The following is a 1,265-nucleotide window of genomic DNA, read 5'->3' on the forward strand; positions in this document are numbered from 1 at the left end:
AAGCGTCTGGGAATCCGTGTTCACACCGGAAATGTCTATTGTGTTTCCTTCGGAAATGGTCAGATCCGAACCTGAAATGCTCAAGGTCTGGTCATCGGTATCGGTGTCGATGCCGCTGATGTCGATGCTGTTGCCACCGGCAATGCTAAGATCGGTTCCACTCAAGGATAAGGTCTGTGCATCCGTGTTGTCCAAATATCCGCTCAGGTCCACGTTGCCACCGTCCTCCAAGGTCAAGGTATTGCCACTCAAACTTAGTGCCTGATCGTCCGTTCCACTGTTGTCCAGGGCCGACAGGTCTATGACCGGGTTGTTACCCAATTCGTTAGTATAGGTCAGTTGGTTGGTACCGCTATTAAAGGAAAGTGACGTGTTGGTCTCCGCTATGGATACCGAGGCCACGTTCAGATAAAGGGCACCATCGGTACCGGCAGTAATGTTGTTGTTGGCATCGGTACTGATCAATCCTGTGGACAGGGTCCCACCATTGTCGGTAACCTGAAGGCTTCCTGAGTTCATGGATACCCCTGTGTTGTATTCGTTGCCCACAACCGAGTCGGCATCGTCCACGTTGATGGTCACATTGTTCCCTTCAGAGATGGCAATGTGTCCCGCTGTTCCATTGGTAGAAAGGGTCTGGTCATCGGTATCCGTATCGATGCCGCTGATGTCGATGGTGTTGCCACCGGCAATGCTAAGATCGTTTCCGCTCAAGGAAAGGGTCTGTGCATCCGTGTTGTCCAAGTATCCACTCAGGTCCACGTTGCCACCGTCCTCAAGGGTCAAGGTGTTGCCGCTCAGGCTCAATGCCTGGTCATCCGTTCCACTGTTGTTGAAGACCGAAAGGTCTACACTGTTACCATCTGCAATGGAAAGCGTGTTCCCTGACAGGCTCAAGGTCTGGTCATCTGTATCCGTATCGATGCCGCCAATGTCGATGGTATTGCCACCGGCAATGCTCAGATCGGTTCCGCTCAAGGAAAGGGTCTGTGCATCCGTGTTGTCCAAATATCCGCTCAGGTCCACGTTGCCACCGTCCTCAAGGGTCAAGGTGTTGCCGCTCAGGCTCAGGGCCTGGTCGTCCGTTCCGCTGTTGTCCAGGGCCGACAGGTCCACACTGTTCCCGTCCGCGATGGAAAGGGTGTTCCCTGATAGGTTCAAGGTCTGGTCATCGGTATCCGTGTCAATGGAACTGATGTCGATGGTGTTGCCACCGGCAATGCTCAAATCTGTTCCGCTCAAGGAAAGCGTCTGGGAATCCGTGT

The 1,265-nt window shown here is 53.4% G+C and carries 1 protein-coding gene; it reads right to left on the reverse strand.

Translation table 11 applies throughout. From position 1 onward, the window contains the following. On the reverse strand, positions 1 to 1,265 hold a 1,265-nt coding region (locus GTK07_RS19135; protein ID WP_163636637.1), incomplete at both ends, for a beta strand repeat-containing protein.

The sequence above is a fragment of the Flagellimonas sediminis genome (assembly GCF_010500845.1).
In the GTDB taxonomy this organism is placed as follows: domain Bacteria; phylum Bacteroidota; class Bacteroidia; order Flavobacteriales; family Flavobacteriaceae; genus Flagellimonas; species Flagellimonas sediminis.